This is a genomic window from Motilibacter aurantiacus, assembly GCF_011250645.1.
Lineage (GTDB): Bacteria > Actinomycetota > Actinomycetes > Motilibacterales > Motilibacteraceae > Motilibacter_A > Motilibacter_A aurantiacus.
Window position 1 is genome coordinate 119596 of the sequence record NZ_JAANNO010000007.1, and the last position, 25320, is coordinate 144915.

Consider the following 25320-nt stretch of genomic DNA (forward strand, 5'->3'; position numbering starts at 1 on the left):
CGGCCACCTGGCTGGTGCTCGGGCTGTCCGGCGACGCGAGCGGGCAGACGCACCTGGGCGTCGCCGTGCGCGCCGGCGACCTCGCCCCCGAGACGTCCCCCCGCTGGCTTGACTCCTCCTCCACCCGCCGGCAGGCGGTCGTCCAGCTGACCGACGTCACCCCCACGCTGCTCGGGCTGGTCGGCGCGCCGGTGCCTGACGAGGCGGTCGGCTCGCCGCTCGAGGCCGGCGCCCCGGCAGGAGGCCTCGCGTCGGCGGTGGGCGACCTGGTCGCGGCGGACACGGCCGAGCGCGTGGTGCGCGGGACCCAGTCGTGGTTCTGGGTGACGCTGCTCGGCCTGCAGCTCGTGGTCTACCTGCTCGCGACGCTCGTGCTGCGCCGGTCGTGGGGGGCGGCCCGCCGACGGGTGCTGACCGCGACCCGCTGGGGAGCGCTCGCCTCGGGTGCCGTGCCCGCCGCGACCTTCCTGGCCGACCTCGTGCCCTGGTGGCGGGCGGGCGCCCCCGTGCCGGTCATCGTGGCCCTCGTGGCCGGGCTCGCGGTCGCGATCGGGGCGCTGGCCGCCGCGGGTCCCTGGCGGCACCGCCCGCTCGGCCCGCCGTCCGCGGTCGCCGCCCTCACGGCCCTCGTGCTGGGCCTCGACGTCCTGCTCGGCGCGCGGCTCCAGCTCGGCAGCCTCATGGGCTACTTCCCGACCGTCGCCGGCCGGTTCTACGGCTTCGGCAACCAGGCCTTCTCGCTGTTCGCCACCGGCGCGCTCTTCGCCGCGGGCGGGCTCGCCGCCTGGCTGCTCGCCCGCTCGCCCGGCAACCGCCGGCTCGCGACGGCCCTGGTCGCCCTGGTGGGCCTGGCCGCGCTCGTCATCGACGGGGCGCCGTCGCTGGGGGCCGACGTCGGCGGCGTGCTCGCGATCCTGCCCGGCTTCGCGGTGCTCGCCCTGCTCGTCAGCGGCCGCCGGGTCTCCGTCCTCGAGCTGGCGGCCGCGCTCGGTGCGGCCGTCGTGCTGCTCGCCGTGGTCGGCGTGGCCGACGCCGCCCGCCCCGCAGGGTCGCGCACCCACCTCGGCCGCTTCGTCATCGAGGTACGCGACGGCGAGGCCGGCAGCGTCATCGCCCGCAAGCTCGGGGCCAACCTCGGGCTGCTCACCAGCACGCCGCTGACCCTGCTGCTGCCCGCCGCGATCGTGTTCGTCGTGCTGGTGCTGCGCCGCCCTGCCCGCTGGCACGCCCCCGCGCTGCAGAGCGCCTACGAGCGCGAGCCGCTGCTGCGCCCCACCCTCGCCGCGCTGCTCGTGCTGCAGGCGGTCGGCTTCGCCGTCAACGACTCCGGCGTGGCGATCCCGGCGGTCGCGCTGATGCTGATCATCCCGTTCCTGCTCGCGGCGACCGTCCACGCCCTGGAGCTCGACGAAGCCGCTGCGCCGCCCAGCCCAGCAACGCCGCCACGGCCAGCCACCCCAGCCAGGGCGCCACGTCCCGCCGCCCCGTGAGCGTCCAGTCCTCCACCCGCGCCGACATCCCCTCGACGCGGCCGGGGACGTACGCCGCGGCGAGCACCGTGCTGCGGGCCGCGAGCACCGCGGTCACCAGCACCGGCCCCCCGAGGGCGGCGAGCGGTGCCCACGCCAGCGCGTCGTACCACGGCAGCACGTAGGGCGCGGCCAGCACGTACGCGAGCGCGAGCAGCAGCCAGACCCGGGCCGCCTGCTGCTCGCGGCGCTCCCCGGCCGGCGGCAGCAGCCGGTGCAGCGCGAGGGCCAGCAGGAGGGCGAGCGCCGCCGCAGCGCAGCGGGTGAGCCAGCGCGACGTGCCGAAGCCGAGCGGCCCGTCCAGCGCGTGGGCGACCGGCCCCCAGGGCGACGCGAGCGACACCAGCTGGGAGGCCGGGCCGAGCCGGTCCAGCGCGTTCGGGCCCGCCAGGGCGTACGCGACGGCGAGGGTGGCCACGCCGCCGGCCGCCGCGCTCAGCAGCGCGCGGGCGTCGCGGCGCAGCGCCCACGCCACCCCGAGCGCGGCCAGGGCGAAGGGAAGCTTGATCGCGACGGCGAGGGCCAGCAGCACGCCCGCAGCGACGTGCCTTCGCCGGGCGAGCGCGGCCAGCGCGCCGACCGCCGGCAGCACGGCGAGGGCGTCGACGTGCGCGCCGGCGACCAGGGTCCAGAGCAGCAGCGGGTTCAGCGCCCACAGCAGCAGCGGCATCGGGTCACCCGGCCGGAGCCGCGACAGCAGCAGTCCGGTTCCCCAAAACCCGATTCCTGAAGTCAGCGACAGCAACCACACGGTGAGCGCGAGGTCGTCGCCGGCCACGCGGGAGGCGATCATCTGCACGCCGGTGGCCACCGGCCCGTACACCGACGGCGTCGACCGCCAGGGGTCCCGGACGGCGCTGGCCACCGGGTCCGCGTCCCCGGCGAACTGGTCCGGCGGGGTGAGGTACGGGTCGCCGCCGAGGGCCGCGATCCGGCCGTAGGAGGCGTAGCTGAGGTGGTCGGCGGAGCCCATGGGCGGCACGCACACGAGCGCCGCAGTGCAGATCGCCGAAGCCACGAGCAGGCGTCGGGGCGACGGGCGCCAGCCCCGGACGACGGCCGCGGCCGCGCAGCCGAGGCCCGCGGCGCCGGCCGCGAGGGCGCACACCAGCAGCACGGTCACGAGCCCGGAGCTCGCGCCGGCGTCGAGCGCGTAGGGCGGCAGCGGCCCGAGCTCGCCGAGGGGCGGCTGGGTGGCCGACGTGCCGAGCACCCCGGTGAGCAGCACCAGGGCGACGCTCACCAGGGCCCCGGCGACCCCCGCGCCGCCGAGCCGTGCCGGGGAGGTCACCGGCTCAGCGCCGCGCCAGCGACCGGGCACGCCCCGCCACGTCGCCGACCGTGTCGCGCAGCGGGAAGGCGCCGCGCTCGCGCAGCGCGCGGGCCACGTCCCGCCACTGCCGGGCACGGTGCAGCTGCCCGCGCCAGTCGTTGCCGGTGGCGCGGTGGCGCAGCTCCACGTCCACCTCGCGCACCCGCAGCCCGCGGCGGAGCAGGTCCACGGTCAGCCCGGCCTCCACGCCGAACCCGGACGCCAGCGGCAGCCCGGCCTCGAACGCCTCGCGGGTCAGGGCCCGCTGGCCGGACAGCGGCTGGCGGGCCTCCCAGCCCGTGGCCTGCCGGATGCCGTCCCGCGCGAGCCGGACCACGAAGCCGAGGCCGCCCGCGCTCGTGCCGTCGTCGCGCGTCTGCGCCGGCAGCACGCCGATCGTCATGTCGGCCGCTCCGCTGGCCACCGGGCCGAGCAGCGGTGCCGCCCCGGCCGCGCTCGCGCCGAGGTCCGCGTCGAGCAGCAGCAGGTGGCGGCGCACGCCCTCGCGGCGGTCCAGCGCGCGCACGAGCTCGGCCCCGGTCTCCAGTGCCGCAGCCTTCCCCCGGTTGCGGGCGTGCCGGACGACGAGCGCGCCCGCCTCCTCGGCGACGCGGGCGGTCGCGTCCTCCGAGCCGTCGTCCACGACCACGACGACGTCGACCCCGGGCAGCGCGGCGGCAGCCCGCACCGTGCCGGCGACCCGCTCGCCCTCGTCGTGGGCCGGGACGACGACCGCGAAGGGCAGGGAGTCGCTCACGGCGGACAGGCTAGTTCGCCGGCCCCGGGCCGCCCGCGCGCCGCTCCAGCCGCGCCCGCAGCCCCTCGAGGGACAGCGCCGCGCCTGCGCGAGCCGCTCCCCGTCGTCGCGCACGAGCCGGCAGCTCGCCGCGGCCCCTGGGCTGGGCGGCCGGACGGTGCCGGGGTGGCCGGACGGTGCGGCCGGGGACGCCCCTCCGGCCGGGGCAGGATGAGGCCATGGACATCTCGCTCTCCGGTAAGACGGCATTCGTCAGCGGCTCGACACAGGGCATCGGCAAGGCCATCGCCTCCGGCCTGGCGGCCGCCGGTGCGCAGGTCGTCGTCAACGGCCGCGACCGCGGCCGGGTCGACGCGGTCGTGGCCGAGCTCCGCGACCGGGTGCCCGGCGCCGGGGTGCGCGGGGTCGCCGCCGACGTGGCCACCGCGGACGGCGTCGAGCGCCTCGTGCAGGAGCTGCCGGCCGTCGACATCCTGGTCAACAACCTCGGCATCTTCGGCCCGAGGCCGGTGCTGGAGGTGAGCGACGAGGAGTGGCTGCGCTACTTCGAGGTCAACGTGCTGTCGGGCATCCGGCTCGCCCGGGCGTACCTGCCGGGCATGACCGAGCGCGGCTGGGGGCGGGTGCAGTTCCTCGCCAGCGACTCGGCCGTCGTCATCCCGGCCGAGATGGTGCACTACGGCGTCACCAAGACCGCGCTGCTCGGGGTGTCGCGCGGACTGGCGAAGGCCGTTGCAGGAACCGGGGTGACGGTGAACACGGTGGTCGCGGGCCCGACGAGGACCGAGGGCGTCGAGACGTTCGTCGGCGAGCTCGTCGGCACCGGCCTCGAGTGGGAGGAGGCCGAAGCCCGCTTCATGCGTGAGCACCGGCCGAACTCCCTGCTGCGGCGCCTCATCCGCCCGGAGGAGATCGCCAGCATGGTGGTCTACCTGAGCTCCGAGCAGGCGTCGGCGACGACCGGAGGGGCGCTGCGGGTGGACGGCGGCTACGTCGACGCGATCCTGCCCTGAGCCTGCGGCAGGTGATCGTCCGGCGGGCGCGGGGAAGGAGGCCGGGATGGCGTACGTCGACAGCGAGGTGGGGCGGCTGCGGACCGTCCTGCTGCACCGCCCCGGGCCCGAGCTGGCCCGGCTGACCCCGCGCAACAACGACGCGCTGCTGTTCGACGGGATCCCCTGGGTCGCGCGGGCGCAGGACGAGCACGACGCCTTCGCGGAGGCGCTGCGCACGCGGGGCGTCGAGGTCCTCACCCTCGACGCCCTGCTCGAGGAGGCGCTCGCCTCCCCCGCCGCCCGGGAGGAGGCGATCACCGCCGCGGTGGACGGGCCGGGGCTGGGGGACTCGCTGCGCCGCTGCGTGCGCGGGCACCTCGAGGGGCTGCACCCGCACGACCTCACGGTCGCGCTGGTCGCCGGCCTGCTCGCGGAGGAGGTGCCGGCCGGGACCGGCCTGGTGGCACGGCTCCTGGAGCCGCACGACTTCGTCCTGGCCCCGCTGCCGAACCTGCTCTTCACCCGCGACTCCAGCGTGTGGGTCGGGGACCGGGTGGCGGTGACGCGGCTCGCCATGCCCGCCCGGGCGCGTGAGACGACGCTCACCCGGGTGCTCTACACCCACCACCCCCGCTTCGCCGGCGCCCGGCACGTCTACGACCCGGCGGACGAGCCGCTCGAGGGCGGGGACGTGCTGCTGCTCGGCCCGGGCGTGGTCGCCGTCGGCACCGGCGAGCGCACCACCCCGGCCGGCGTCGAGCGGCTGGCCCTCCGGCTGCTCTCGCAGGGGCTGGCCCACACCGTCCTCGCCGTCCCCGTCGCCCAGCGGCGGGCGACCATGCACCTGGACACGGTCTGCACGATGGTCGACCGCGACGCCGTGGTGATGTACCCGGGCGTCGCGCACTCGCTGGAGGCGTACACCGTCACCGGGGGCGACGAGCCCGGCGCGCTGCGGGTCGAGGGGCCGCGCCCGTTCCTCGAGGCCGCCGCGGACGCGATGGGGCTGGAGCGGCTGCGGGTGATCGACACGGGCCTGCACCCGGTCGTCGCCGAGCGCGAGCAGTGGGACGACGGCAACAACACGCTCGCGATCGCCCCCCGCGTGTGCGTGGCCTACGAGCGCAACACCGAGACGAACGCGCGTCTGGAGAAGGCCGGGATCGAGGTCGTCGCGATCGCCGGCAGCGAGCTGGGAAGCGGCCGGGGCGGGCCGCGCTGCATGTCGTGCCCGGTCGAGCGGGAGCCGCTGGGAGCCGGCGCGGCGACCTCGGGGGCCGGGGCGCGGGGGCTGCAACCGCCGGCTGGGGCAGCCTGACCGGGAGCCGGGATGGAGTGACCCGAGCGCTGCAGACGGGGGATGCAGCAGCGCCCGGGCCGGTTCTCGACCCTACTAGCAAGACCGCCCCAACGGTCGCCCCGACTCCACGAACGCCCCGTCCGTAGCTGTGACGTGAGTCACATCATGGTAACGGGCCAGCGAGGCGGTGCCGATGTTGGTACAAGCGCACTAACTCGATGGAGTCAGCGCAGGGTGAGCTGGCGTCCCTGCAGCCCTGCGCGGGCCTTGCGCTCGGCGGCCGAGAGCGCGGTGGTGGACGCCAGCGCTGCGTCGAGCCGGGCACGCAGCGCCGCGGCCTCGTCCTCGACCGCGTCCGCGCCGGTGCCGAGCGGGATGTCCCAGACCGGCACCAGCAGCCCGTGCGCGCGGAACGTGCCGAGCAGCCGCGTCCCCGTGCCGACCCCGTCCTCGCCGGCCGCGCGCAGCCGCGCGAGCCCGTCGAGCAGCGCCTCCTCGTCCTCCGGCAGCGCCCAGCGCAGGTGCTCCCGCTCGCCCATCCGGCACCAGTACGCCGCCTGCACCGACACCAGGCGCACGGTCGGGGTCGCGGCGGCGTTCGCCCGGTCGACGGCGGCCCGCAGCCCCTCGCCGGAGAGCGCCGCCTCCACCTCGGGAGCGTCCTCGCCGGCCTCGGGCATCCAGAACCCGAACCCCTCGTGGACCGTCACCTCGAGCGGGGCGTCGGCGGCCAGCAGGTCCTGCAGCCGGGGGCCGGGGCCGGGCAGGCCCTCCGGCGGGACCGGGGTGCCGGGCTCGGCCTCGAGCGCGCGCAGCAGCGCGGCCGCCACGTCGCGGCTCGGGTCGCCGGAGCCGCCCTGCACCTGCAGCGCCACGAACACGTGCCCGTCGGCCCGGACGTACGCCGGCCAGGCCATGGGCAGCACGGTCGCCACGGACACCTGACGCTCGGGGGCGTCCACCAGCCGCAGCGGCGCGGTCGCGGCGGGCACGACCTCGCGCAGCGCCACCCAGTCCGGCTCGCCGGCCAGCCCCTCGAAGGGGCGGGTGACGAGGCGTACGGACTCCCGGGCCGCGGCCTTGCCGTGGCACGCCTTGTAGCGCTTGCCGCTCCCGCAGGGGCAGGGCTGGCGGGGCCCGACGACGGGGACGTCGGTGTCGGGCGAGGAGGCGGGAGAGGTCGGCATGGGCACCGAGGGTAGCCGTGCCGAACGCGCCCCGGTCAGCTGCGCAGGTGCCGCAGGGGGCGCAACCGCAGGGCGCGGTCGTCGAGGTCGATGCGCGCCCAGACCGTCGTCTCCGCGCCTTCCTCGACGACGCCCCAGTCGGTGGAGAGATCGCGCACGATCCCGAGCCCGCGGCCGCCGTTGGCCGACGCGGACAGCGGGAGCACGCGGGGGCGGGTCGACGCCCCGCCGTCGGTCACCTGCAGCTCGATGCCGTGCTCAGCGAGGGCCCAGGTCACGCGGATCCGGCCGTCGGCCAGCGGGCGGGCGTGCTTGAGGGCGTTGCTGAGCAGCTCGGAGAGCACGAGCACGGAGTCCTCGACCACCGTGGGCGGCAGCCCCTGGGCGAGCAGCTCGGAGTGGGCCCGCTCGCGCGCCGCGGCGACACTCGTCGTGGCGTGCGGGACCAGGGTCATCGCACTGGCGACCACCTCAGGTGACGCGAGCACCGGGTGCTCCCTCCTGCTCGGTACGGCCCTCTCTTCCCCCGCTCGGGTGACAGGAAACGGCACGGGCGCTCGTGCGCACGGCCGCAGCAGCCGCCGGGTCAGCCCCGGCCGGGCGTCTCGAGGTGTTTCTCAGCCTCTCTGCGGCTCTCTAGCGTCCGCGCTAGATCGGCCTCGACATCCCTAGCCGGCCGTCGGCCGGCCGTCTCAACGTAGTAGGCGGGCCGGCCCTGCGCCTGGGCGTAGAGCCGGCCGAGGTACTCCCCCAGCAGGCCCACGCAGAGCAGCTGCACCGAGCCGAGGAAGAGGACCGCGACCAGCACGGACGTCCAGCCGGGCACGACGTGGCCGGCGAGCCGGGCGGCGACCGCCCAGACCGCGAGCAGCGCGGACAGCGTGCTCACCCCGAGGCCGAGCCAGGTGGCGTAGCGCAGCGGGGACGCGGTGAACGCCGTGACGCTGTCGATGCCCAGCCGGATCATGCGGCCCAGCGGATAGTGGGTACGCCCGGCGGCCCGGGCCTCCCGCTCGTACGCGACGGTCGCGCTGGGGTAGCCGAGCCAGGGCACGAGCAGCCGGTAGACCGGGGCCCGCTCCGGCAGCGCGAGCAGGTCGTCCACGACCGGCCGGGTCATCAGCCGGTAGTCGCCGGCGTCGGGCTGGATGTCGCTGCCCGCGATGCGGCGCATGAGGCGGTAGTAGAGGCGCGCGGTGCCGCGCTTGAAGGCGGTGTCGACATCGCGCCGGGAGCGGACGGCGTAGACCACGTCCACGCCCTCGCGCGCGGCCGCCGCGACCAGGTCGCCGATGAGCTCGGGCGGGTCCTGCAGGTCGGCGTCGATGGTGACGACCAGGTCGCCGCGGGTGGCCGCCAGCCCCGCGCTGATCGCGGCCTGGTGCCCTGCGTTGCGCCGCAGCCGGAGCACGCGCAGCTGCGGCCAGCGCGCCGCCGCGTCCGCCAGCGCCTCCCGCGTCCCGTCGGTGCTCCCGTCGTCGACGGCCACCACCTCGTACGCCCCGTCGAGCCCGTCCAGCGCGCGCCGCGCCCGCTCCACGAAGAGCGGGAGCACGTCACGCTCGTTGAAGACCGGGACGACCACGCTGAGCACCGGACCGCCTTCCAGCTGCTGACTTGCGCGCGACGATACCCGGCGGGGGCGGGACCTCCGGAAACGATCATGAGGCCCGCCGGCCGCCCCTCGGGCGTGTCACCGGCGAGCCCCATGCTCGGGTCGCGACAGGGTGCGGCCGGTTGCCCCGGCCGCGGCAGCGTCAGTACTGCCAGGTCCAGCTGGTGAGCGCGCCGCTGCCCCCAGCGACGACGTCCTGCACGCGCAGCGTCCAGGTGCCGTTGAGCGGCAGGCCGGCCGCGCTCAGGGCGTAGCTCGGGGCCAGCGAGGTGCCGGCGTTCTTCAGCCGGACCGCCGAGCCGTGGGGCGCGACGAGGTCGACGACCAGGTCACTGGCGCGCGGGTGGTCGACGGTGACCGACACCGCGACGAGCGGGAAGAACGACACGGCCGCGCCCTGGACGACGACCGGGCTGCTCGCCGGAGCGCCCGCGTCCGCGATGTCGACGCGGGCGCCGTTGGTCACGGACCGCTGCCCGGAGCCCAGGGTCGGCGTGGGGGTCGGGGTCGGCGTCGGCGTGGGGGTCGGCGTCGGCGTCGGGGTGGGGGTCGGCGTCGGGGTGGGGGTCGGCGTCGGCGTCGGGGTCGGCGTCGGCGTCGGGGTCGGCGTCGGGGTGGGGGTCGGCGTCGGGGTGGGGGTCGCCGTCGGGGTCGCCGCGGCCGGCGTGCCCGTGTAGAGCAGCGCGGTGGTGGAGCCGGTGCCGGCACCCGTCACGACGGCGGGCGTGGCGGCGGTGACGAGCGCGTCACGGACCGCCTGCGGCGTGGCCGTCGGGTTGGCCGACAGGTAGAGCGCAGCCGCGCCCGCCACGTGCGGCGACGCCATCGAGGTGCCCGAGAGCGAGGCGGTGGCCGTGTCGCTCGTGTAGTACGCCGACTGGATGCCGCTGCCGGGCGCGAAGACGTCGAGGCAGCTGCCGTAGTTCGAGTACGAGGCGCGCGCGTCGGACGAGGTCGTCGCGCCGACGGTGATCGCTTCGGCCGTACGCGCCGGCGAGGTCGTGCACGCGTTGACGTTCTCGTTGCCGGCGGCCAGGGCGTACGTGACACCGGCGTTGATCGAGCTGCGGACCGCCGCGTCGAGCGCGGAGGAGGCCGAGCCGCCCAGGCTCATGTTGGCCACCGCCGGCTTCACCGCGTTGGCCGTCACCCAGTTGACGCCGGCGATGACGCCGGAGTTGGTGCCGTTGCCGTCGCAGCCGAGGACACGGATGGCGACCAGGCTGACCGCCTTGGCCACGCCGTACGTCGAGCCGCCCACGGTCCCGGCGACGTGCGTGCCGTGGCCGTTGCAGTCCTGGCCGTTGCGTCCGTCGCGGACGGCGTCGTAGCCGACCGTGGCGCGGCCGCCGAACTGGGCGTGGGTCGTCCGGATGCCGGTGTCGATGACGTACGCGGTGACGTTCGAGGCGCCGGTGCCGTAGGTGTAGGAGTTGCTGAGCGGGCGGTTGCGCTGGTCGATCCGGTCCAGCCCCCAGACGGCGGGCGTCTGGGTGTCCGCCACGCTCACCACCGTGTCCTGCTCGACGTAGGCGACGCGCGGGTCGGCGGCGAGCCGGCGGGCGGCCTTGGCCGAGACGTGGGTGCTGAAGCCGCGCAGGGCCGAGGTGAAGGTGAGCGCGCGAGCCGCGTCGTGCTTGTCGGCGACCGCTGCGGCGGTCTTCAGGCTGGCCGACGGCGGCACCGACGTGCCGTCCTTGAGCACGACGATGTAGCTGCCGGCCACCGGCTCGGCGCCGGCGGGGACGCGGACGGTGCCCTCGGGCGGGGCCGGCGAGGCGGCCAGCGCGGTCGCGGACCCGGTGAGGACCGCGCCGGCGGTCAGGCATGCGGTGAGGAGCGCCGGGCGCAGGGCGCGCCGCGGCAGGGAGGGGAGGGTCACGGGGCTCCTTGCGAGCGAAGGAAGCAGTGCACTGTGAGTCGCGGCGTGGTCGCAGCGAGCAACCGTTAGGTGTAACCACCCAACCCGTCCATAATGTCCGGGATACGGGTGAGACGCTGGTCACTTCACCGCATTCTCGGGTTTGGACCGCCCGGGCGAGCGAGCTTGCAGGCGTGCGCGAGGATGCGACGGTGCACCGACCACAGCCGCCTCGCGCCGCCCGTCGACCGTCCCTCCAGCCCCCGGCCGAGTGATGCAGGCGCTGCTCGGGACGCTCCTGGTCCTCACTGGCTGCCTGGCCCTGTGGGTGGCCGGCGCGGCACTGGCCCGGTCCCTGCGGGAAGGGCTCGTCCTCGCGGTCGCGGCCGGCGCTGTTGTCGTGGCCGTCGGCACCGAGCTGTTGAGCCTGGTGAACGGGCTCCGGCCGCTCCCGGTCGCCGCCCTCTGGGCCCTCGTGATCCTGGTCAGCGGCACGATCGCCTGGCGCCGCCGCGGCCAGCTGACCCGGTTGGCCAGGCGGTCCCTAGGGGCAGCACGAAGCGCGCGCCGCGTCGCGATGGGCATGGCGCTCGCCGCCGTCGCACTGGCCGGCTCGACGCTGGTCGTGTCGATCGCCGCCCCGCCCAACAACTGGGACTCGATGACGTACCACATGCCTCGTGTCGCCCACTGGGCTGCGCAGGGCAATCTCGACTACTGGTCGACGGGCATCGACCGGCAACTGTGGACGACGCCGCTGAGCGAGTACGGCATCCTGCATCTCGTCCTGGCCAGCGGCACCGACAGGTCCGCCAACCTCGTCCAGTGGGTGTGCTTCCTCTGCGCCGCGATGCTCGCCTCGCTCATCGCACGGCAGCTGGGACTCGGTGGACGCGGCCAGGCGATCGCCGCCCTCGTCGTCATGACGACCCCGATGGCCTTGGCCCAGGCGCCGACGACGCAGAACGACCTCGTGGTGGGCGTGATCGTGCTCGCAATCGTCTCCATCTGCCTGCGCCGACCGAGGCAGCAGGTGTGGGCCGACGGGCTGGTGCTGGCCGTCCTCGGCGCCGCCAGCTTCATGGCCAAGCCCACTGCGCTGATCGTCGCGCCGTTCGGCCTGCTCTGGGTGTGGCGCCAGCTGCGCCTCTCCCCGGCCCGGCTGGTGCCCGTAGGCCTCATGATCGTGGTCGCCTTCGCCGTGATGGCAGGCCCTTTCCTCGCCCGCAACACCGCTGAGTTCGACCGGCCGCTGGGTCCGTCGGAGTACCAGACAACGGTCCGCTCGCCGGGACTGGTGCCCACGGTCGAGAACGCCGTCCGGCTGATTGGGGTGAACGTCGGCACACCGCGCCCCGGCCTCAACGGACGCATCAGCCGGGCCATCAGAGAGGGCATGACGAAGGTCGGGCTCGACCCGGACGACCCACGGACGACATACCCGGGCACGCGGTTCGACGTCCCGTTCGGCCGCAGCGAGGACATCACGGGGAACGCGCTGCTGCTGATCCTGACGACAACCGCAGGGGCGGTGACCCTCCTCCGCCGGGACCTGCGCGCCAAGGCCGGCGTTTACGTCGGTCTGCTCACGGCCGCAACCGTGACCTTCTGCGTCGTTCTGACGTGGCAGCCATGGATCAACCGGCTCGCCCTGCCGCTCGCCTTGCTGAGCGCGCCGGTCGTCGCCGTCGCGGCCATCGGGGTGCTGCCACGCTGGCCCCGACGCGTCCTCGTCGCCGCCCTCGTCGCCGCGTCATTGCCGTGGGCGATCAATATCCAGGTCCGCAGCCTGGTCGGCTCGGCGTCCGTGCTGCAGGGGGACGACACGGCCGAGCGGTTCTATGCCAGGCCGCCGCTTTTCCAGCCGTACGTCACGACGCTCGCGCAGCTGCGCAAGAGCGGCCAGAGCAGGTTCGGGCTGGTTCAGGCGCTCGACGACTGGGAGTACCCCTGGTGGGCGCTGCAGCCGGCAGGCCCGGCCGGAAACCCGGCCATGATGCCTGTCGACATCACGGACACGCCCGCGACCGCCTGGGAGGACGCGGGGTTCGAGGTCGTGGTCTGCACGAGGCCGTGCACGCCGCCCACGGGCTGGACTGCCCGGGACATGGGTGCAGGCGTGACGCTCGTCTCCCGCTGACGTCCGCGACCGGGGCGGGTTCCGACGCGCCCCGGTCATGGGCCGGGCGACGACCGGCTACGGCTCGAGCGGGCGCCGCGCCACAGCGAAGACCGACTGGCCGAAGGGGGGCCGGAAGCGCTGCTCCGCCTTCCGGAGCAGCGGCACCATCGCGCCGTCGTAGACCCGCAGTGGCAGGCCCGCCTTCGGCCGGCCGCGCAACGCCTTCATCATGACCAGCCAGGCGACGAGCCCCACCGGGTTGACGTAGCGCACCTGCACAGGCTCGAGGCCGGCGGCGGTGAGCGCGTCGTTCATCATCCTGATGGTGTAGCGCCTGTAGTGGCCGATGCTCACGTCGAAACGGCTCATGGCGAAATTGAAGGCCGGGACGATGAAGACGAGATTGCCCCCGGGCCTCACCAGGCCCGCGAAGCTGCGCAGCGCCGCCGTGTCGTCCTCGATGTGCTCCAGCACGTTGAGCGCGACGACCGCGGTGTGCATGGCCGTATCCACGACCGGCGCCTGCAGCTCACGAACGGTGACCCGCTGATTGCCCGCGAACCTCTCGCTCAACATGGCAAGGCGAGACGGATCGGCCTCCGACACGGTGATGCGCGGCAGGCCGGACCGGATCCACTCCTCGGCATAATCCCCGTTCCCGGACCCGATCTCGAGAGCATCGTCCCCGAGATAGGGCTGCGCCAGGCCAGCCAGCCAGGCCCGGTAGTTGTGGGCTGAGGACAGGTCCTCGAGGATCAGCGTCTGAAACTCACTCACGCGCTCAGACCGCCCGGCCGGCGAGGGCCTGCTCGACGGGCGCCGGCGGCCGGTAGGTGACGCGGAGCCGGCCGAGGATCCAGAGCGCCTCGACGCCGTCCTTCCAGGTCAGCTTCTTGCCCTCTTCGCGACGGCGAGCTTTGTAGCTGATCGGCACCTCGTAGGGGCGCACCCCGCTCTTGAGCAGCTTGCCGGTCAGCTCGGCCTCCATGCCGAAGCCCGCCGAGCGCACGTCGAGCGCGCGGTACAGGTCCAGCGGCAGCAGCTTGAAGCACGTCTCGAGATCGCTGATCCACGCGTCATAAAGAACATTGGCGGCCATCGTCACACCCTTGTTCCCCATGACGTACCAGAAGGAGAAGGCGGTGTGACTGCCGAAGCTGCGCGTGCCATAGACCACCGAGGCCTCGTTGTCCAGAACGGGGCGCAGCAGCCCGGGGATCTCCTCGGGCGCGTACTCGAGGTCCGCGTCGCACATGATGACGTAATCACCGGTGGCGAGGCCCGCGGCCGTTCGGATAGCGGCGCCCTTGCCCGCGTTCTGGGCGTGGTCGTGGCGGGTGACCCGCGGGTCCGTGATTCCGTCGAGGATCTTTCCGGTCCCGTCCACGCTGCCGTCGTTGACGATCACGAGCTCCATGTCGCAGCCGTAATCGACCGCGAGCACGCGCTCCAAGGCGTGCGCGAGCGTGCGCTCCTCGTTGTACACGGGCATGAGGATCGACAGCTTCACGGGGCGCACTCCGTCCGAACGGAAGATTGGCAAGGGGGCCGGGACCACCGCATGTTATGGCAGGACGCCGGGGTCATCACGCAGCGCGCAAGAAGGGCGACCCCGGCCGCCGGGGGGCGAAGGCTGCGAACTCACTCGCCCTGCTGGCGGAGGTACCGACCAAAGTGCGGCACGGTGAACGACACGCTGCCTCGCTCCGCCGAGTAGACCAGCCCCTTCTTGAGCAGGCCGTCGCGCACCGGCGACAGGCTCGCCGGCTTTCGGCCGAGGGCCGTGGCCACGGCAGAGGTCGATACCGGCCCGTCGGCGGACTCACCTCCCAGTTCGGCCATGGTCCGCATGTACTCGCGCTCGGCCGGGGTCGCACGCTCGTAGCGGCTGCCGAAGAACCCGACCGCGAGCTCCCGCTCCGCCTCGGGAAGTCCGACGCGAACGTCCGCCGCGGTGATGGGGGAGCTCGGCGCCACGTCCCACGCCGCTTTCCCGTAGGCCTGCACGAAGTAGGGGTAGCCCTCCGTGGCGGCGTACAGGGCGTCGAGCGCGTCCTCGGAGTACTCGACGTCCTCGTCAGCAGCGGGCGCGACGAGCGCTCGGTCCGCCGCGTCCCGGTCGAGCCGGTCGATGCGCGCGTAGCGGAACAAGCGCTCGGAGTAGGACTTGCTCGCACTGAGCACCGCCGGAAGGTGCGGCAGCCCCGCCCCCACCACCACCAGCGGGCCGCCGGTCTGGCTCAGCTCGTGGCACGCTCCGCACAGCGCGTCGACGTCCCCGCCCGGCAGGTCCTGCATCTCGTCGATGAACAGGGCGATGCCGGTGCCCACGTCGCCGGCCACGGCCGCGGCGTCACCCAGCAGCTCCACCAGGTCGATCTCGAGATCGCCGGTGTCGGCTCGCCCCCGCGCCGCCAGCCCGTCGATCCCCGGGTGCCACTTGCCGTTGCCGCTCTTGAGCGCGAACGCCTTGAGGACCGACAGGAACTCCTCGACCCGGTCGGGTGAACGGTGACGGGGAGCGATCTCGCGAACCGCCATGAAGAGCGCGCTCGACAACTGCCCGCGCATCGACTGGCCCGGCCGCGCCTCGATCTTGCCCGTGCCCCACAGCCGCTGCAGGGCAGCGCTGCGCAGCGTGTTGAGCAGGACGGTCTTGCCCACGCCGCGCAGCCCGACCAGCACGAGGCTGCGCTCCGGCCGGCCGCGGGCGACGCGCTCGAGCACCACGTCGAACACGTCGAGCTCTCGATCGCGCCCGGCGAGCTCGGGCGGCCGCTGACCGGCTCCAGGGGCGTACGGGTTGCGGACCGGGTCCATGTCGAGGACTGTATAAGTGTTTCTAGTTGCCGAGCTAGAGGGCCAGCGCTCGACCGGTGGGGCACCGGGGCAACGGTCGTACCCCTCGCCGGGCGATCACGGCACTTACCCTGTCCCCTCGTGTCGACCCGACCCCGCGACGGCTACGTCCCCGGAGTGCACGCCGCGCGAGCAATCGCGGTCGTGCTGGTGCTGCTCGCCCACGTCATCGGGCTGTGGACGGCCACCCAGGGCGGGGTGATCTGGAAGCCCTGGTCCGCGTACCTCGAGCTCTTCGTCGAGACCCTGCATGTGGACCACCAGAACGGCGGCCACGCCGGGCTGCTGCTCTTCTTCCTGGTCAGCGGCTTCATCGTCTCCCAGGCGGGGGAGCGCGAGGACCGCATCACGTTCTTCGTGAAGCGGGCTGCGCGGCTGCTGCCGGCCATGACCCTAGCCGTCCTCTTCGGCCTGTGGGTCGCTCGGCACGGGGAGGCCAAGGGCTGGTACCCGATGTTCGGATTCGTCTCGGGCAACGCGCACTTCCCCCACGTCGCCGTGGAGGCCGTCGGGTTCGGCGTGCTCTTCGGCGGGCTCAGCGTCCTGTTCGTGCTGTGGTCCCTGCACGTGGAGTACGCGTGGTACTTCCTGCTCGGCGCCTTTCCTCCCGCTGGCGCGGCGCTGGCCGGTCGGGATCACCGTCGCCCTCACCGCTGCGGTCAGCGCCCTGGGGCTCTTCGTCGAGGACCGGACATTCGGGCCCGCGTCTCCCAACGTCTCCCTCGTGCCGTACCTGCTCGTCATCCTGCTGGGCCGGTGGGTCTACCTGTGGCACTCCGACCGGCTCGCGACGCTGCCGGCCGTCGGGGCAGGCGTGGCCGTGCTCGTCCTCTACACCTTGTCCCAGAGGCACTTCGTCGGCGCCGACGCCTACTCGGGCGCCTACCCGCGCTGGCTGGCGGCCCTGTGGGCGACCGTCCTGTTCCTCGCACTGCTGCGGTTCGTCACGTCCGGCCCGTGGCGCCCGATCGCTTTCGTCGCAGACATCAGCTACGGCCTCTACCTCTTCCACATCCCCGTGATGTGGGTGGTGCTGCCGATCGTGTCGCCGAACGGCACACGGCTGACCCTCGGGTTCACGTGCACAGCCGCGGCCCTCGTCCTGGTCGCCTGGGCGTCCGAGCGGTTCGTCGAGCGGCCGGTGCGCCGGGGTGCGCGGGCGACGCTGGCGCGGTGGCACGGCCGGAAGGGCGTCGACCGGGTCGCAGTGCCGTCGCTCCGGGGAGCCTGACGGGAGGGCAGGCCGCTCCCGTCAGGCTCCCGGGGCACGCAAGCGGGTCACAGCCGGGCGGAGTCCACGTTGTCGAGGAACCAGCGGTACGTGCTCGCGATGCCGTCGCGCAGACCGATCTCCGCCTTCCAGCCGAGGGCGTTGATCCGGGACACGTCGAGCAGCTTGCGCGGCGTGCCGTCGGGCTTGGTGGTGTCGAAGACGATCTCCCCGTCGAAGCCGACCACGTCGGCCACCGTCTCGGCGAGCTCGCGGATCGTGACGTCCTCCCCGACGCCGATGTTGATCGGGGCCGGCTCGTCGTAGCGCTCGAGCAGCGTGAGGACCGCGCGGGACAGGTCGTCGGTGTGCAGGAACTCCCGGCGCGGGGTCCCCGTCCCCCAGACGACGTACTCCTTGTCCCCCCGCTGCTTGGCCTCGTGCACCTTGCGGATCAGCGCGGGCAGCACGTGGGAGTTCTGCAGGTCGAAGTTGTCGCCGGGGCCGTAGAGGTTGGTGGGCATCGCCGACACGTAGGGCAGCGAGTGCTGCCGCCGCAATGCCTGCACCTGGAGGACGCCCGCGATCTTCGCGATCGCGTAGGCGTCGTTCGTGGGCTCCAGCAGCCCCGTCAGCAGCGAGTCCTCGCGGATGGGCTGCTCGGCGAACTTCGGGTAGATGCAGCTGGACCCGAGGAAGAGCAGCTTGCGCACGCCGACGCGCGCGGCGGCGTCGAGCACGTTGACCTGGATGCGGACGTTGTCGCTCAGGAAGTCCGCGGGGTAGGTGTTGTTCGCGACGATGCCGCCGACCTTCGCGGCCGCGAGGACCACGTAGTCGGGGCGCTGGTCGTCGAAGAAGGCGTCGACGGCCCCCCGGTCGCGCAGGTCCAGCTCCTTGGAGCTGCGGCTGACCACGTCGCTGAAGCCCTCGGCGACCAGGTGGCGGTAGATCGCGGAGCCGACGAGGCCGCGATGCCCCGCGACGTAGATGCGCGCACTGCGGGGCAGCGTGGACTGGACCGCCGGTTCCATCAACTGTCTCCTCCGCATCGACCTGTGCATGCGCGACAACAGCACCCGCGCACGTATTCTTTCCAGCGTACTGGCGGCAGCGCCCCGCGTCCGCGGTTGTGCGGGGCCTCCGGGCAACGCTCAGGCCGTGGACCGTGCGCCGGTCGCCGTTCCGTCGCCACCGGGAGGGACATGCTCCAGCGGGGGGCCGCGACCGCGCCCGACGAGCCGACGACCGCGCGGGAGGAGCCGCTCCCGAGCGAGCCCGGGTCGGCACCCAGAGCCGGCTTGCTCCCGCGGCTGGCCTACGCGGGCCTCATCGCGCTGTCCCTGCTGACCGTGACGGTCCGACCGGTCACCGAGCTGCTGCATCTGCCCCATGCGCTGGTCAACCTGGACGCCGTCCTCGTCCCACCGCTCGCCGCCGTGGCTCTTGCCCTCTCCCTGCGCACCTGGCGTACGACGGGCCGGTTCGGACGCGCGCTGACCGTTGTCGTGCTCGTCGCCTGCGCCGCCGCTGCCAGTTCCTGGGTGCTCGGCAGCCCGCACAACTGGGCCGGTTTCGGGCTGGCGTACTCCTCAGTCCTGCTCTTCCCCCTGGCGCTCTACGTCGCGTTCCACGCCGCTCGCCACGTCGGTGGCCGCGCCGACGTCATGGCCCTGCGGGTGATGGTGCTGCTGCAGATCGTCGTCTGCCTCGTGCAGTACGTGGAGAACGACGTGGCGGCGAAAGCCCCCTTCGCGGCTGACCTGGTCGACGGTACGACCTCGCACAATTTCTGGCCCGCCTTCGCGATGCCGGCTGCGCTCGTCCTCGCCCTCGTCGAGCGGCATCGCTACCGCTATCTCTGGCTGGTCAGCGTCTCCATCCTCGCGGTCTACTCCGAGGCCAAGACCGCCCTGCTGCTCTGGTTGCCCGCGGCGCTCGCCCTCCTCCCGCTGGCCGCCCTCGTGCGCGCCCGCGCTGCACGCCGCACCCGCCGCGAGCCTCGACCGGTCACCGCGGAGCGCTTGTCCGAATGGGCCGTGGGAGTCGCTGCGGTCGCCGTGATCGCGGCCGGCCTCGTGTGGAACCCCTCCGTGCAGGGCACCTGGGACGTCTTCGTGGGTCACGCCAACGAGATCGAGCAGTTCAGTGCCGGCAAGGAGACGCCCGAGACCGCCGGCTACCCCACCCTTCGCGACGCCGCGACCGCGGTTCGGGAGGGCACGACCGAGTCGCCGACGAGCTTCCTGTTCGGCCTCGGCCCGGGCAACTCGGTCAGTCACGCCGCCCAGGTGCTGGCGCAAGGACCGGCGAGCGGCGTGGGGCTGCCCGCGCCTTCGGACCTCGCCGTGCAGCTGGTCGGCAGGGAGTCCCGGCTCCAGTTCGAGGACGCGCAGAGCAGTCTGCTCGGCCTGTGGGGGGACCTGGGAGCAACCGGGACCCTCGCCTACGCCGGTGCCCTCGCACTCGCCGTACTGGGCCTCCTGGGCACCGTGCGTCGATCGGCCCTGCGCCTTCCACTGAGGGCTGCCGTCCTGGTACTCGCGGGAGGCGTGGTCGCCGTCGGCCTGCCGCTGGACTGGCAGGAGCAGGCCGGTGTCGTCCTGCCCCTCGCGCTGTCCATCGTGGTTGCGTGCCGCACGCGCGACCCGCAGCCTGCCGCCACCGTCGCAGTGGCCGGCGCCTCGGGCGAGCCGGGCGAGAACCATCCCGGACCCCGGTAGCCTCGGCCGGATGCGTGTCCTCGTCGCCCACAACTACTACCGATCGGCGATACCGTCGGGCGAGAACCGGGTCGTGGACCTCGAGATCGGGGCGCTCCGAGCCGCAGGGCACGACGTCGTCACCTACCTGCGCTCGAGTGACGAGATCCCTGGGATGGCCCCTGCCGAGAAGGTGCGCGCCGCCGTGTCGCCCGTCAGCTCCCCCCGCGCGGCCGCGGACGTCCGCCACTTGCTGGCCGAGTCGCCCGTCGACGTGATGCACCTGCACAACCCGTACCCCTTGATCTCCTTGGACGTGGTCCGCGCGGCCCGGGCGGCAGGCGTGCCCGTGGTGCAGACGGTGCACAACCACCGGCACACGTGCATGAAGGGCACGTACCAGCGCGAGGGGCACGACTGTCGGGACTGTCTGACCCACCGCTCGCCCTGGCCCGGGGTGCATCACGCGTGTTACCGCGACTCCAGGGCGCAGAGCGCGGTGATGGCGGCAGCCCTGCTACGGCACCGCTCGACATATCAGCTCATCGACCGTTTCATCGCGCTCACCCCCGAGATCGAGGCCAGCCTGCTGGCGAGCGGCTTCCCGGCCTCCCGGATCACAATCAAGCCGAATTCCGTACCCGACCCCGGCCCGGCGAGCTCGCTGGGCGAGGGCTTCGCCTTCGTTGGGCGGCTCTCGGAGGAGAAGGGGGTGCTGGCGCTGATCGAGGCCTGGTCCCGCTTCGAGCCAGGCAGCCTCGGTAGGTTGCGCATCGCCGGCGACGGCCCCGCTCGGGACGAGGTCGACCGGCTCGCCGCGAGCAGACCGGACATCGACGTGCTGGGCCGTGTCGAGCCGGACGCGGTCGCGGACCTCCTGGCGACCAGCGCGGCGCTCGCGGTTCCCTCGCTGTGGGCCGAGGCGCTCCCGCTGGTCGTCCTCGAGGCACTGGCCGCCGGTCGTGCCCTGCTCGTCACCGACATGGGTGGCCTGCCGGGAGTCGTCGACGACGAGGTGGGCCTCGTGGTGCCACCGTCGGTGGACGGCTTGGCTGACGGGCTCGTGGCGCTGGCACGCGATCGGGAGGGGCTCACTCGGCGAGGTGCGGCCGCTCGGGCCCGCTACCTGACGAGGTACCACCCGAGCGTCGTGACCGAGAGCCTGGTCGCCGTGTACACGGCAGCGCGGAACGAGCGCTCGTGACCGTCCACGCCGCTGCCCGCCCGCAGGGCGGCCGGCATGCCCGCCGCCCCGGCCCCCCGCCGCTGCTCGTGCCCGGCACGATCGTGGTGACCTGGCTGCTCGCGTTCGGCCGATGGGGCAGCTACCTGGGCCTGGACTCCCGGTCCGTCTACGTCACCGACTGTCTCCTTGTGCTCGGAGCGGTCTGGCTCGTGGCCCGCCATCACCCGGCCCTGCGCTCGTCTGCGGCCGCTTGGCGGGTGCTCCTGCCCGTGCTCGCCCTCATGGGGTGGGCCCTCATCCGACTGCTCGGGAGCGAGGGCCTGGATCGCGACGTGCTGCGCGACGTCGCACCCTTCGTGTACGCGGGGATCGCCCTGGCAGCCGTCGTGCAGGCCGACCGCGCCGCGTGGCGGCGCTCCGCGGCCGTGCTCGGCGGCGGACTGTTCGTGCACGCAGCCTGGGTCACCATCGCCTTCTACCGCCCGGAGACCCTCCGCCCCTGGACGACCACCCTTGGCGAGCGCACCAACACGTTCGAGATCCGCTCCGACTTCGACGGGGCAGTGCTCGCGCTGCTGGCTGCCCTGGGCCTGCACCTGCTGCTCTCGCACGGCTCCCCGTGGCGGCGCCTGCTCGGGCTCGTCCTGCTGCTGTGGCCGTCGTTCGTCATCTTCGAGATCGGCAACCGCGGGGCCCTGCTCTCCCTGATCACGGTCCTGCTGGTCGTCCTGGTGATGAACCTGCACGTGCTCGGACGCATCCCACCTCGCGTGCTCGTGCCCGCCGTGCTGGCGCTCGTCGCGGCGGCCGCGGTCGTCGTCCCGAGCACGAACGTCTACCAGCGGCTCACCGGTGGCGACGCCGAGTCCCGCAACAGCTCCGCCGGCACCACCTCTGCCCGCGAGCTCGCGTGGCGCGACGTGCTCGACTACACCTCCGCGGAGCCCGCCCGCTTGGTCGCGGGCGTCGGGTTCGGACCGGACTTTCTCGTGAAGTCCGGCGCCCGCGTCCACTTCGGCGGGTTCTACACCGACGTGCGCGCCGCCCACAACTCCCTGATCAACACGTACGCCCGCCTCGGCCTCGTGGGCATCGGGCTGCTCGCCTGGGTACTCGTGCAGGCCGGCCGCGGGGCCTGGCGGCTGCTACGGGCGTCGACCACCGACACCCCGAGCGTGCTGCTCGTGACCATCCCCGCGTCGCTGCTGGTCGCCAGCCTGGTCGGCGTGATCCTGGAGTCGCCGTTCGGCGCGGTCCCGATCTTCTGGGCGGTCGGCCGGCTCTGCGTCGAGCTCACCGGCCCGCGGCGCGCCTGAGCGCCGCCCGCCCTCAGCCCGACCGGCGCTGGGCCTTGTGCAGCACCCGGCCCGCCTGCATCGCCAGCGGCTCGAGCACCGTGCCCAGGCGCCGCCGTCCGGTCCAGGTCCGGCGCCGCACCTCGCGGGCCTCGGCGGCGGACGCGTCCTGGCCGGCGACGGTGGTCGAGCCGGAGTGCCAGCGGAAGGCCGCGAGCACGCGGGGCACGTAGGCCACCGGTCCGACGTCCTTCAGACGGAGGAACAGGTCGAGGTCCATGGCGTACCGCAACGACTCGTCGATCCACCCGACGCGACGGACCGCCTCCGCCCGGGCCAGCGAGCCCGGCTGCGGGACGAGATCCGGCCCCCACCGCAGCAGGCGGCCCGCCAGCGGGCCCGGCCGGGCCTCGAAGAGCACCTCGCCCGCCTCGTCGATGTAGTCGCAGCGGCCGAAGACGAACGACGCCCGTGGCCGCGCGCGCAGCGCAGCGGTCGCCGCTCGCAGGCTCCCCGGGGTCAACAGATCGTCGTCTCCGAGCCAGCCCCAGAACTCGGCGTCACTCCCGGCGCCCTCGCGCCAGCCCTGGTTGATCGCCTGGCTCATGCCACGCCCGGTCTGCGCCAGGAACTCGAAGCCGGCGCTCGTCGCCTGCTCAGCCGCCGCGTGCGCGTCCGCGGGGGCCACGACCGTCACGCGCAGCTCGACCTCGTCCTGCGCGGCCAGGGACGCGAGCGTCCGGGCGAGGTAGTCCGGACGCTGGCCGAGAGTAGGCACGACGACCGCTACGGTCGGGCGTGCGGGCCCCCGCTCGGCGTAGAGCCCGCGGACCCGCTCCGCCCAGCGCTCGATCGGGCGCTCGCGGGCCAGCCATGCCCGTCCCCGCTCACCCCTGTCGTCGAGCTCCGCCCGGGGCGCCTCCTGGGCCTGGCGCAAGGCGGCTTCCAGTGCGGGGACGTCACGTGCGGCCACCAGCCACCCGCATCCGGACCCGTCGACCATGGCGGGCATGTCTCCCACCCGGGTCGCGATGATGGGACGTCCCACGGCGGCCGCCTCGAGCGCGACGTAGGGCCCGGTCTCGGTCCAGCTCGGGATCACGACGACGTCCGCAGCGGCCAGCTCGGCCAGCGGCTCGGCGATGTTGCCGCGCAGGGTCACGCCCGGCGGCACCGCGAGCGTGGCGAGCGGCCCCTCGCCCAGGACCTCCAGCGACCAGCCGCGGTCGGCCGAGTCGGCGGGCCAGGCGGCGAGCAGGTCGGTGTAGCCCTTCTCCGCCGACAACCGCCCGAGGAACACCGCCCGCCGCGCACCCTCCCCCGGAGGACTGACCGGCGGCAGGCCCGGGTCCGGGACCGCGTTCGGCAGGACGACGCGGAGGGCGCCGGCCTCCGCGTACTCCTCCGCGAGCCACTCGTGGGTGAAGACCTGGGTGCTGGGGGACCGGCCGACCCGTGAAAGAGCCTCGTACGCGGCTCTACGGCGTGGCGACCCGAAGAAGGGGTCGCCGTGCCAGAACTCGACGTGCGCCACGTGGCGCAGCGCGCGGCCGCGCAGCCGGACCGCCAGCGCCGCTGCGACCCCGTGGGTGACCACCACCGGCGCGCCGCGCTGGGCCAGCTCCCGGCGCGCCCGGCGGACCTTCTCCGGCAGCGCGAGGGACTCCGGCAGCTCGACGACCTCCAGCGGCACGAACAGGCCCGTGATCTGCAGGTGCCGCGCGATCCCGCCACCGACGTTGCTGGCCAGGACGAGGGCAGGGCGCTCCGCCCCGCTGCTCATCGGCCCGTCCCCTGGGTGCGCCAGGCGCCGGCCCGGACGGCAGCCTGCTCGGGTCGTTCGGCGGCGACGGGGCGACGAGGCAGGGCGCGGCTCACGGGCACGACCCTAAGGGCGCGCCGCGGGCAGCCTGGCGGTGGCACGTGGGCGCGGACAAACCGGGCGTGCCTTGCTTCTGTATTCTGGCAGGCGCCCCACGCCCGCAAACCCCGAGGATGTCCGTGTCGCAGGTGCCCGGTCCGACGACCGACGAGCCCGAGATCGACGACCTTCGCTCGCAGATCCTGGATCTCGTCCGACAGTTCTCGGAGCGATCGCTCGCGCCGGCGGAGTTCGTGCCGGGCGTCTCCCCGGTCCCGGTGTCGGGCAAGGTGCTGCGCCCGGACGACTTCGTCTCCCTGGTCGACAGCTCGCTGGACGGCTGGCTGACCGCAGGCCGCTTCCACACCGACTTCGAGCGCGCCCTCGCGCGCTACGTCGGCGTCCGGCACGCGCTGATGGTCAACAGCGGCTCGTCCGCCAACCTCGTCGCGCTCACCACGCTGACCAGCCCCAAGGTCGGGCCGCGGCACCTCAAGCCCGGCGACGAGGTGCTGACCGTGGCCATGGGGTTCCCCACGACGGTCAACCCGATCCTGCAGAACGGGCTTCGACCGGTGGTCGTGGACGTCGACCTCGGGACGTACGACGCGAACGCCGACCGGTTGCGCGAGGCCGTCGGGCCGCGCACCAAGGCGATCATGATGGCGCACACGCTGGGCAACCCGTTCGACCTGGGTGTCGTCCGTGAGCTCTGCGAGCAGCACGACCTGTGGCTGATCGAGGACTCGTGCGACGCGCTCGGCGGCACCTACGACGGGCAGCGGGTCGGCACCTTCGGTGACCTGGCCACGCTCAGCTTCTACCCCGCGCACCACATCACCACGGGCGAGGGCGGCGCGGTCCTGATCAAGAAGCCCTCGATCAAGAAGGTCGCGGAGTCCTTCCGCGACTGGGGCCGGGACTGCTACTGCGAGACCGGCCACGACAACACCTGCATGAAGCGTTTCGGGTGGCAGCTCGGCGATCTGCCCTTCGGGTACGACCACAAGTACATCTACAGCCACATCGGCTACAACCTGAAGGCGACCGACATGCAGGCCGCGCTGGGGGTGACCCAGCTGACGAAGGTCGATGAGTTCGTGGCGGCGCGCCGCCACAACTTCGCCCACCTCACGGCGCGGCTCTCCGACGTCGAGGCCCTCATCCTGCCGCAGGCGACTCCCAAGTCCGACCCCAGCTGGTTCGGATTCCCGATCACTCTGGACCCCTCGGCCGGCATCGACCGCCGTGACCTGCTGCGCTTCCTGGACCACCGCAAGATCGGCACGCGGCTCATGTTCGCCGGCAACCTGCTGCGGCAGCCGGCCTACCGCAACGTCGACTTCCGCGTCGTCGGCGAGCTGACCAACACCGACATCGTCATGGAGCACACCTTCTGGGTGGGCGTCTACCCGGGCCTCACCGAGCCGATGCTCGACTTCATCGCGGACAGCATCCGCGAGTTCGTCGCCGACCCGGCTCGCGCGCTGAAGGAGCTCGACGCGGCCTGACCGCGCGACACCCGCTAC

General features: G+C 73.8%; 19 protein-coding genes and 1 pseudogene. 9 read left to right on the plus strand and 11 right to left on the minus strand.

Annotated features, from left to right (window positions below; all coding sequences use genetic code 11):
• Positions 1 to 1362: 1362 nt before the first annotated feature.
• Together mptB and G9H72_RS13840 are read right to left on the minus strand one after the other, a co-directional pair.
• Positions 1363 to 2820 (minus strand): polyprenol phosphomannose-dependent alpha 1,6 mannosyltransferase MptB, encoded by a 1458-nt coding sequence (gene mptB / locus G9H72_RS23040; RefSeq protein ID WP_166172037.1) that lies wholly within the window; start codon positions 2818 to 2820, stop codon positions 1363 to 1365.
• 4 nt (positions 2821 to 2824) lie between these two features.
• Positions 2825 to 3598, minus strand: coding sequence for a glycosyltransferase (locus G9H72_RS13840; RefSeq protein WP_331272293.1), 774 nt, complete (start codon positions 3596 to 3598; stop codon positions 2825 to 2827).
• A 218-nt stretch (positions 3599 to 3816) separates the two neighbouring features.
• Between G9H72_RS13840 and G9H72_RS13845 the strand changes: the two genes are divergently transcribed.
• Positions 3817 to 4611, plus strand: a complete 795-nt coding sequence (locus tag G9H72_RS13845) for an SDR family NAD(P)-dependent oxidoreductase (protein ID WP_166172039.1) — start codon at positions 3817 to 3819, stop codon at positions 4609 to 4611.
• A gap of 46 nt (positions 4612 to 4657) precedes the next feature.
• Positions 4658 to 5911, plus strand: coding sequence for an arginine deiminase (locus G9H72_RS13850; RefSeq protein WP_166172041.1), 1254 nt, complete (start codon positions 4658 to 4660; stop codon positions 5909 to 5911).
• Between the two features lie 206 nt (positions 5912 to 6117).
• Here G9H72_RS13850 and G9H72_RS13855 read toward each other — a convergent pair whose 3' ends face one another.
• From G9H72_RS13855 to G9H72_RS13870, 4 genes are all read right to left on the minus strand, one after another.
• On the minus strand, positions 6118 to 7080 hold the full coding sequence (locus tag G9H72_RS13855; protein WP_166172043.1) for a DUF5926 family protein: 963 nt from the start codon (positions 7078 to 7080) through the stop codon (positions 6118 to 6120).
• Between the two features lie 35 nt (positions 7081 to 7115).
• Positions 7116 to 7568 carry an ATP-binding protein gene (locus G9H72_RS13860; protein WP_166172045.1) on the minus strand — a complete coding sequence of 151 codons (453 nt, stop codon included), beginning with the start codon at positions 7566 to 7568 and terminating at the stop codon, positions 7116 to 7118.
• A 98-nt stretch (positions 7569 to 7666) separates the two neighbouring features.
• Positions 7667 to 8674 (minus strand): glycosyltransferase family 2 protein, encoded by a 1008-nt coding sequence (locus G9H72_RS13865; protein ID WP_331272295.1) that lies wholly within the window; start codon positions 8672 to 8674, stop codon positions 7667 to 7669.
• A 163-nt stretch (positions 8675 to 8837) separates the two neighbouring features.
• Positions 8838 to 10520: a S8 family peptidase gene (locus G9H72_RS13870; protein WP_407939594.1), complete on the minus strand. Its 1683-nt coding sequence runs from the start codon at positions 10518 to 10520 to the stop codon at positions 8838 to 8840.
• 307 nt (positions 10521 to 10827) lie between these two features.
• Here G9H72_RS13870 and G9H72_RS13875 point away from each other — a divergent pair, with 307 nt between their 5' ends.
• Positions 10828 to 12696, plus strand: a complete 1869-nt coding sequence (locus G9H72_RS13875) for a glycosyltransferase family 39 protein (RefSeq protein ID WP_166172047.1) — start codon at positions 10828 to 10830, stop codon at positions 12694 to 12696.
• A gap of 57 nt (positions 12697 to 12753) precedes the next feature.
• Here the strand turns inward: G9H72_RS13875 and G9H72_RS13880 are convergent, their stop codons facing one another.
• The 3 genes from G9H72_RS13880 to G9H72_RS13890 form a co-directional block, all read right to left on the minus strand.
• Positions 12754 to 13455 (minus strand): class I SAM-dependent methyltransferase, encoded by a 702-nt coding sequence (locus G9H72_RS13880; RefSeq protein ID WP_331272297.1) that lies wholly within the window; start codon positions 13453 to 13455, stop codon positions 12754 to 12756.
• A gap of 4 nt (positions 13456 to 13459) precedes the next feature.
• A complete protein-coding gene (locus G9H72_RS13885; RefSeq protein WP_166172049.1) occupies positions 13460 to 14188 on the minus strand; it encodes a glycosyltransferase family 2 protein in 729 nt (242 codons plus the stop codon).
• 131 nt (positions 14189 to 14319) lie between these two features.
• On the minus strand, positions 14320 to 15498 hold the full coding sequence (locus tag G9H72_RS13890) for an ATP-binding protein (RefSeq protein WP_166172051.1): 1179 nt from the start codon (positions 15496 to 15498) through the stop codon (positions 14320 to 14322).
• A gap of 189 nt (positions 15499 to 15687) precedes the next feature.
• Between G9H72_RS13890 and G9H72_RS23435 the strand changes: the two are divergent.
• Together G9H72_RS23435 and G9H72_RS13900 are read left to right on the plus strand one after the other, a co-directional pair.
• A pseudogene (locus G9H72_RS23435) lies at positions 15688 to 16068 on the plus strand (hypothetical protein); the annotation flags it as partial.
• Positions 16069 to 16147: 79 nt separating this feature from the next.
• The gene (locus tag G9H72_RS13900; RefSeq protein ID WP_166172251.1) at positions 16148 to 16768 is read left to right on the plus strand and encodes an acyltransferase family protein; all 621 of its coding nucleotides are present in this window, start codon (positions 16148 to 16150) and stop codon (positions 16766 to 16768) included.
• Between the two features lie 47 nt (positions 16769 to 16815).
• Here G9H72_RS13900 and G9H72_RS13905 read toward each other — a convergent pair whose 3' ends face one another.
• Positions 16816 to 17781, minus strand: coding sequence for a GDP-L-fucose synthase family protein (locus G9H72_RS13905; RefSeq protein ID WP_196791197.1), 966 nt, complete (start codon positions 17779 to 17781; stop codon positions 16816 to 16818).
• Between the two features lie 171 nt (positions 17782 to 17952).
• Between G9H72_RS13905 and G9H72_RS13910 the strand changes: the two genes are divergently transcribed.
• The 3 genes from G9H72_RS13910 to G9H72_RS13920 are packed head-to-tail and all read left to right on the plus strand — an operon-like array spanning position 17953 to position 21951.
• Positions 17953 to 19470: a hypothetical protein gene (locus G9H72_RS13910; protein WP_166172057.1), complete on the plus strand. Its 1518-nt coding sequence runs from the start codon at positions 17953 to 17955 to the stop codon at positions 19468 to 19470.
• Positions 19471 to 19480: 10 nt separating this feature from the next.
• Positions 19481 to 20653: a glycosyltransferase family 4 protein gene (locus G9H72_RS13915; RefSeq protein ID WP_166172059.1), complete on the plus strand. Its 1173-nt coding sequence runs from the start codon at positions 19481 to 19483 to the stop codon at positions 20651 to 20653.
• Complete coding sequence (locus G9H72_RS13920; RefSeq protein WP_166172061.1) at positions 20650 to 21951, plus strand: O-antigen ligase family protein; 1302 nt, start codon at positions 20650 to 20652, stop codon at positions 21949 to 21951. Before G9H72_RS13915 ends, G9H72_RS13920 begins: the two co-directional genes overlap by 4 nt.
• A gap of 13 nt (positions 21952 to 21964) precedes the next feature.
• Here the strand turns inward: G9H72_RS13920 and G9H72_RS13925 are convergent, their stop codons facing one another.
• On the minus strand, positions 21965 to 23713 hold the full coding sequence (locus G9H72_RS13925; protein WP_166172063.1) for a glycosyltransferase: 1749 nt from the start codon (positions 23711 to 23713) through the stop codon (positions 21965 to 21967).
• 218 nt (positions 23714 to 23931) lie between these two features.
• Between G9H72_RS13925 and rfbH the strand changes: the two genes are divergently transcribed.
• The gene (gene rfbH / locus G9H72_RS13930) at positions 23932 to 25302 is read left to right on the plus strand and encodes a lipopolysaccharide biosynthesis protein RfbH (protein ID WP_331272298.1); all 1371 of its coding nucleotides are present in this window, start codon (positions 23932 to 23934) and stop codon (positions 25300 to 25302) included.
• Positions 25303 to 25320: the final 18 nt, after the last annotated feature.

Bases quoted from the DNA above. Each gene is read 5' to 3' on its own strand.
- G9H72_RS13910 (WP_166172057.1), top strand. From the start codon at position 17,953: ATGCTCCAGCGGGGGGCCGCGACCGCGCCCGACGAGCCGACGACCGCG.
- G9H72_RS13855 (WP_166172043.1), bottom strand. From the start codon at position 7,080: ATGCCGACCTCTCCCGCCTCCTCGCCCGACACCGACGTCCCCGTCGTC.
- G9H72_RS13905 (WP_196791197.1), bottom strand. From the start codon at position 17,781: ATGGAACCGGCGGTCCAGTCCACGCTGCCCCGCAGTGCGCGCATCTAC.
- G9H72_RS13915 (WP_166172059.1), top strand. From the start codon at position 19,481: ATGCGTGTCCTCGTCGCCCACAACTACTACCGATCGGCGATACCGTCG.
- G9H72_RS13850 (WP_166172041.1), top strand. From the start codon at position 4,658: ATGGCGTACGTCGACAGCGAGGTGGGGCGGCTGCGGACCGTCCTGCTG.
- G9H72_RS13925 (WP_166172063.1), bottom strand. From the start codon at position 23,713: ATGAGCAGCGGGGCGGAGCGCCCTGCCCTCGTCCTGGCCAGCAACGTC.
- G9H72_RS13890 (WP_166172051.1), bottom strand. From the start codon at position 15,498: ATGGACCCGGTCCGCAACCCGTACGCCCCTGGAGCCGGTCAGCGGCCG.
- G9H72_RS13845 (WP_166172039.1), top strand. From the start codon at position 3,817: ATGGACATCTCGCTCTCCGGTAAGACGGCATTCGTCAGCGGCTCGACA.